Below are 6586 nucleotides of genomic sequence, written 5' to 3'. Positions count from 1 at the left end.
TGTCTAAAGAAAAATTTGAACGTTCAAAACCGCACGTTAACGTTGGTACAATCGGCCACGTTGACCATGGTAAAACTACCCTGACAGCAGCAATCACTACTGTTCTGGCGAAAACTTACGGCGGTAACGCTCGTGCATTCGACCAAATCGATAACGCACCAGAAGAAAAAGCGCGTGGTATCACCATTTCTACTTCTCACGTAGAATACGATACTCCAACTCGCCACTACGCACACGTAGACTGCCCAGGTCACGCCGACTATGTTAAAAACATGATCACTGGTGCTGCGCAGATGGACGGTGCAATTCTGGTTGTTGCTGCGACTGATGGCCCAATGCCACAAACTCGTGAGCACATCCTGTTAGGTCGCCAAGTAGGTGTTCCTTACATCATCGTTTTCCTGAACAAATGTGACATGGTAGACGACGAAGAACTGTTAGAATTAGTTGAAATGGAAGTTCGTGAACTTCTGTCTCAATACGATTTCCCAGGCGACGACACTCCAGTTGTTCGCGGTTCAGCACTGAAAGCGCTGGAAGGCAACCCAGAGTGGGAAGCGAAAATTGTTGAATTAGCAGGCTACCTGGATTCTTACATCCCAGAACCAGAGCGTGCAATTGATAAGCCATTCCTGCTGCCAATCGAAGACGTATTCTCAATCTCTGGTCGTGGTACAGTAGTAACAGGCCGTGTTGAGCGTGGTATCATCAAAGTTGGTGAAGAAGTTGAAATCGTTGGTATCCAAGCAACGGCTAAGACGACTTGTACTGGCGTTGAAATGTTCCGTAAACTGCTGGACGAAGGTCGTGCGGGTGAGAACGTTGGTGTTCTGCTGCGTGGTACTAAGCGTGAAGAAATTCAACGTGGTCAAGTACTGGCTAAACCAGGTTCAATCAAGCCACACACTCAATTCGAATCAGAAGTTTATATTCTGAGCAAAGATGAAGGTGGTCGTCATACTCCATTCTTCAAAGGCTACCGTCCACAGTTCTACTTCCGTACAACTGACGTAACCGGTACTATCGAACTGCCAGAAGGCGTAGAGATGGTAATGCCAGGCGATAACATCAACATGATCGTGACTCTGATTCACCCAATCGCGATGGATGATGGTTTACGTTTCGCAATCCGTGAAGGTGGTCGTACTGTAGGTGCGGGTGTTGTTGCAAAAATCATTGCATAATACCGCTCTTTCTGAATAAGAAAGAACCACAGAAAAAGGGACGTCTTAGGACGTCCTTTTTGTTTTTATATAGCTCATTAATTTGTTTTATTTTCAAATATTGCAATTAATGATAATTGAAATGCCAATCATTTTCATTTAAACTTGCTGTATGTAATTTGTGCAGGTAAATGATCATGTATGTATGCCTTTGTGAAGCAATCACTGATAAACAAATCAGGAACGTGGCGCGTAAATATCATGTCACCTCTTTGAAAGGGCTACGTCAGATTTTGCCAGTAGGGCGCGAATGCGGAAAATGTATCCGACAAACGCGCGAGATTCTGCAGGAAGAACTTCAGCATCTAGAAGAACAGTGTATTGAACACGTCGCATAACCCTTTCACATACCCCTTTATTGTTCAGTTAAAATTCGTCACGCAGATAACTGTGTAAATATTATTCTTATCATCAATTTCAGTACTACACTTATAGGACTGGAAGCGATGGAGGTAATATGAAAGGCGATAAAAAAATGATAGCCCACTTAAATAAATTGCTGGGCAATGAACTTGTTGCAATTAATCAATATTTTCTACATGCCCGGATGTTTAAAAATTGGGGGCTAACTAAACTCAATGAAATGGAATATCACGAGTCGATTGATGAAATGAAACACGCGGATAAGTACATTGAGCGCATTTTATTTCTCGAAGGTATTCCGAATCTACAAGATCTAGGTAAGCTGAACATTGGTGAAGATGTCGAAGAGATGCTTGCTTCAGATTTGAAATTAGAACTCGATGGCGCCAAAAATTTAAAAGAAGCTATTAGCTATGCGGATTCAATCCATGATTATGTTAGCCGAGATTTAATGATAGAAATTCTTGCAGATGAAGAAAATCATATAGATTGGATTGAAACTCAGCTGGAATTGATCAAACGTTTAGGTATTCAAAACTATCTTCAAGCACAAGTTATCGAAGAATAGTTTTGTATGATTGGCGAAAACATAATTAGGCCCAGTAATGGGCCTTTTTTATATCTGCTAAATTTGCACATCAGAAAATTCGCACATATTTTCCCCGATTGCTTGCGTTTCGCGATAAATTACGTATAATGCGCGGGCTTACTGATGAGTAAGCCCTAAATTTTAGGACTGAAATCTCAGTATTGAGTCAACGATTTGTTGCTCATTTAGACAATACTCCCGATATGGGGGTTACATCAAGAACGATTACACTCCCCTATCAATCGAAATGGGTGCGAGGAGTAATCATTTACGTTTATAAAATAGTTGGAGCTCTGGTCTCATGCAGAACCAAAGAATCCGTATCCGCCTGAAAGCTTTTGATCATCGTTTAATCGATCAATCAACTGCGGAAATCGTAGAGACTGCTAAGCGCACTGGTGCGCAAGTACGTGGTCCTATCCCGCTGCCGACACGTAAAGAGCGTTTTACCGTTCTGATCTCTCCGCACGTTAACAAAGACGCGCGTGATCAGTACGAAATTCGCACTCACAAACGTCTGGTTGACATCGTTGAGCCAACCGAGAAGACCGTTGATGCTCTGATGCGTCTGGATCTGGCTGCCGGCGTTGACGTGCAGATCAGCCTGGGTTAATCAGGTCGTCGAACGATTGAGAGGTTGAAACAATGATTGGTTTAGTCGGTAAGAAAGTGGGAATGACTCGTATCTTCACTGAAGATGGCGTATCTATCCCTGTAACTGTTATCGAAATTGAAAATAACCGCGTTACTCAGGTTAAAACTGCAGAAACTGACGGTTACAATGCAATTCAGGTTACTACTGGTAGCAAAAAAGCTAACCGTGTAACTAAGCCTGAAGCAGGTCATTTCGCTAAAGCTGGCGTTGAAGCTGGCCGCATTCTGCGTGAATTCCGTACTGAAGAGGGTACTGAATTTAACGTAGGTCAAAGCATTAGCGTTGAAATTTTCGCTGACGTTAAAAAAGTCGACGTTACTGGTACATCTAAAGGTAAAGGTTTTGCCGGCACAGTTAAGCGCTGGAATTTCCGTACTCAAGATGCTACTCACGGTAACTCCTTGTCTCACCGTGTTCCGGGTTCTATCGGTCAGAACCAGACTCCGGGCAAAGTGTTTAAAGGCAAGAAAATGGCAGGCCAACTGGGTAATGAACGTGTAACTGTTCAAAGCTTAGATGTAGTACGTGTTGACGCTGAGCGCAACCTGCTGCTGGTCAAAGGTGCTGTTCCAGGAGCAACTGGCAGCAACCTGATCGTAAAACCGGCTGTCAAGGCTTAACGTCGAGGAGATAGGAATGGAATTGGTAATGAAAGACGCGCAAAGCGCGCTGACTGTTTCCGAAACTACCTTCGGGCGTGATTTCAATGAAGCGCTTGTTCACCAAGTAGTTGTTGCGTATGCAGCTGGTGCTCGTCAAGGTACTCGTGCTCAGAAAACTCGTGCTGAAGTTTCTGGTTCTGGTAAAAAACCATGGCGTCAAAAAGGCACAGGCCGTGCACGTTCTGGTTCAATCAAGAGCCCAATCTGGCGCTCTGGTGGTGTTAGCTTCGCAGCTAAACCACAGGACCACAGTCAAAAAGTTAATAAGAAGATGTACCGCGGTGCTCTGAAAAGCATCCTGTCTGAATTGGTACGTCAAGATCGTCTGATCGTTGTCGAGCAGTTCTCTGTAGAAGCGCCTAAAACTAAGCTGCTGGCACAGAAACTGAAAGATATGGCTCTGCAAGATGTTCTGATCATCACTGCTGAATTAGATGAAAATCTGTTCTTAGCAGCACGTAACCTGTACAAGGTTGACGTTCGTGATGCAGCAGGTATCGACCCAGTTAGCCTGATTGCTTTCGACAAAGTGGTTATGACTGCTGATGCTGTGAAGCAAGTTGAGGAGATGCTGGCATGATCCGTGAAGAACGTCTGCTACAAGTACTGCGCGCGCCGCACGTATCTGAAAAAGCTTCTACAGCGATGGAAAAAAGCAATACCATCGTTCTCAAAGTTGCAAAAGACGCAACTAAAGCAGAAATCAAAGCTGCTGTACAGAAACTGTTTGAAGTTGAAGTTGAAGGTGTTAACACTTTGCTGGTTAAAGGCAAAACTAAACGCCACGGTCAGCGTTCTGGTCGTCGTAGTGACTGGAAAAAAGCTTACGTTACGCTGAAAGAAGGCCAGAATCTGGACTTCGTTAGCGGCGCAGAGTAAGTCGGAGGAGTAAAGAACAATGGCAGTTGTTAAATGTAAACCTACGTCTCCGGGCCGTCGCCACGTTGTTAAAGTGGTTAACCCTGAGCTGCATAAGGGTAAGCCTTATGCTCCGCTGTTAGAAAAAAACAGCAAATCCGGTGGTCGTAACAACAATGGCCGTATCACTACCCGTCATATTGGTGGTGGCCATAAGCAGCATTATCGTTTAGTTGACTTCAAACGCAACAAAGACGGTATCCCTGCAGTTGTTGAACGTTTGGAATATGATCCAAACCGTTCTGCGAACATTGCACTGGTACTATATAAAGACGGTGAACGTCGTTATATTCTTGCACCAAAAGGCCTGAAAGCTGGTGACCAGATTCAATCTGGCGTTGATTCAGCTATCAAAGCTGGTAACGCACTGCCAATGCGCAACATCCCTGTTGGTTCTACAGTTCATAACATCGAACTGAAACCAGGTAAAGGTGGTCAGTTAGCGCGTTCAGCAGGTACTTACGCTCAAATCGTTGCTCGTGATGGTGCTTATGTCACCCTGCGTCTGCGTTCTGGTGAAATGCGTAAAGTTTTAGCTGATTGCCGTGCAACCTTAGGTGAAGTTGGTAACGCTGAGCATATGTTACGAGTTCTCGGTAAAGCTGGTGCTAGCCGCTGGCGTGGTATTCGTCCTACCGTTCGCGGTACTGCGATGAACCCAGTTGACCATCCACATGGTGGTGGTGAAGGCCGTAACTTTGGTAAACACCCAGTAACACCATGGGGCGTTCAGACCAAAGGTAAGAAAACTCGTAGTAACAAGCGTACTGATCAATTCATCGTACGTCATCGTTCTAAAAAATAATTAGAGGATAAGCCATGCCACGTTCTCTCAAGAAAGGTCCTTTTATTGACCTGCACTTGCTGAAGAAGGTAGAGAAAGCGGTGGAAAGCGGAGACAAGAAGCCTCTCAAGACTTGGTCCCGTCGTTCAACGATCTTTCCTAATATGATCGGATTGACCATCGCTGTCCATAATGGTCGTCAGCATGTTCCAGTATTCGTAACCGACGAAATGGTTGGTCACAAACTGGGTGAATTCGCACCGACTCGCACTTATCGCGGCCACGCGGCAGATAAGAAAGCTAAGAAACGTTAAGGATAGGAGGAAGAGATGGAAACTTTAGCTATGCATCGCCACGCTCGTTCTTCTGCCCAGAAGGTTCGCTTAGTAGCCGACCTGATTCGCGGTAAGAAAGTGTCGCAAGCTCTGGAAATTCTGACCTACACCAACAAGAAAGCTGCTGGTTTAGTGAAGAAAGTACTGGAATCTGCTATTGCTAACGCAGAGCAAAACGATGGCGCTGACATTGATGACCTGAAAGTTGCGAAAATTTTCGTAGACGAAGGTCCAACTATGAAACGCATCATGCCGCGTGCGAAAGGCCGTGCAGATCGTATTCTTAAGCGCACCAGCCACATTACTGTGGTTGTGTCCGATCGCTGAGACTCTGGAGACTAGCAATGGGTCAGAAAGTACATCCTAATGGTATTCGCCTGGGTATTGTCAAACCTTGGAACTCTACTTGGTATGCGAATACTAATGAATTCGCTGACAACCTAGACAGCGACTTTAAAGTACGCCAGTACTTGAATAAAGAATTGGCAAAAGCGTCAATTTCACGCATCGTAATCGAGCGTCCTGCTAAAAGCATCCGTGTGACTATTCACACTGCTCGCCCAGGTATCGTTATCGGTAAGAAAGGTGAAGACGTTGAAAAACTGCGTAAAACAGTAGCGGATATCGCTGGTGTTCCTGCGCAAATCAATATCGCCGAAGTTCGTAAACCAGAACTGGACGCTAAATTAGTTGCTGACAGCATCTCTTCACAGCTGGAACGTCGTGTTATGTTCCGTCGTGCTATGAAGCGTGCAGTACAGAACGCAATGCGTCTGGGCGCTAAAGGTATCAAAGTTGAAGTCAGTGGCCGTTTAGGCGGTGCTGAAATCGCTCGTACCGAGTGGTATCGTGAAGGCCGTGTGCCACTGCACACATTACGTGCTGACATCGATTACAACACTTCAGAAGCGCACACCACTTATGGTGTTCTCGGCGTTAAGGTATGGATCTTCAAAGGTGAGATTCTGGGTGGTATGGCTGCAGTTGAACAAGCTGAGAAACCAGCTGCTCAACCTAAAAAGCAGCAGCGTAAAGGCCGCAAGTAAGGAGCGTCGCT

Annotated in this window: 11 protein-coding genes; all 11 read left to right on the top strand. The window is 45.2% G+C overall.

Translation table 11 applies throughout. The annotated features are described in order from the left end of the window. Positions 1-1184, top strand: a 1184-nt coding sequence (gene tuf / locus GKR61_RS10995; protein ID WP_036950356.1) for an elongation factor Tu, incomplete at its 5' end; no start/stop codon positions are given. A 176-nt stretch (positions 1185-1360) separates the two neighbouring features. Next, positions 1361-1561 carry a bacterioferritin-associated ferredoxin gene (bfd, locus tag GKR61_RS10990; protein ID WP_036955919.1) on the top strand — a complete coding sequence of 67 codons (201 nt, stop codon included), beginning with the start codon at positions 1361-1363 and terminating at the stop codon, positions 1559-1561. Positions 1562-1680: 119 nt separating this feature from the next. Continuing rightward, positions 1681-2154 carry a bacterioferritin gene (gene bfr, locus GKR61_RS10985; protein WP_036955915.1) on the top strand — a complete coding sequence of 158 codons (474 nt, stop codon included), beginning with the start codon at positions 1681-1683 and terminating at the stop codon, positions 2152-2154. Positions 2155-2476: 322 nt separating this feature from the next. Next, positions 2477-2788 carry a 30S ribosomal protein S10 gene (gene rpsJ / locus GKR61_RS10980; RefSeq protein WP_001181005.1) on the top strand — a complete coding sequence of 104 codons (312 nt, stop codon included), beginning with the start codon at positions 2477-2479 and terminating at the stop codon, positions 2786-2788. A gap of 32 nt (positions 2789-2820) precedes the next feature. Beyond that, positions 2821-3450, top strand: a complete 630-nt coding sequence (gene rplC / locus GKR61_RS10975; RefSeq protein WP_036955911.1) for a 50S ribosomal protein L3 — start codon at positions 2821-2823, stop codon at positions 3448-3450. A gap of 16 nt (positions 3451-3466) precedes the next feature. Continuing rightward, positions 3467-4072, top strand: a complete 606-nt coding sequence (gene rplD / locus GKR61_RS10970) for a 50S ribosomal protein L4 (protein WP_036955909.1) — start codon at positions 3467-3469, stop codon at positions 4070-4072. Then, a complete protein-coding gene (rplW, locus tag GKR61_RS10965) occupies positions 4069-4371 on the top strand; it encodes a 50S ribosomal protein L23 (RefSeq protein WP_006657015.1) in 303 nt (100 codons plus the stop codon). Before rplD ends, rplW begins: the two co-directional genes overlap by 4 nt. 19 nt (positions 4372-4390) lie before the next feature. Further along, entirely contained in the window at positions 4391-5215 is an 825-nt protein-coding gene (gene rplB / locus GKR61_RS10960; RefSeq protein ID WP_006657016.1) for a 50S ribosomal protein L2, read from the top strand. A 14-nt stretch (positions 5216-5229) separates the two neighbouring features. Next, on the top strand, positions 5230-5508 hold the full coding sequence (gene rpsS / locus GKR61_RS10955; protein WP_004265426.1) for a 30S ribosomal protein S19: 279 nt from the start codon (positions 5230-5232) through the stop codon (positions 5506-5508). Positions 5509-5523: 15 nt separating this feature from the next. Continuing rightward, complete coding sequence (gene rplV / locus GKR61_RS10950; protein ID WP_004265430.1) at positions 5524-5856, top strand: 50S ribosomal protein L22; 333 nt, start codon at positions 5524-5526, stop codon at positions 5854-5856. Positions 5857-5873: 17 nt separating this feature from the next. Further along, a complete protein-coding gene (gene rpsC / locus GKR61_RS10945) occupies positions 5874-6575 on the top strand; it encodes a 30S ribosomal protein S3 (RefSeq protein WP_004907131.1) in 702 nt (233 codons plus the stop codon). Positions 6576-6586 lie beyond the last annotated feature (11 nt).

The organism is Providencia sp. wls1916 (assembly GCF_009706585.1).
Classification (GTDB): domain Bacteria; phylum Pseudomonadota; class Gammaproteobacteria; order Enterobacterales; family Enterobacteriaceae; genus Providencia; species Providencia lanzhouensis.
This window is presented reverse-complemented; position numbering and strand designations above follow the sequence as displayed.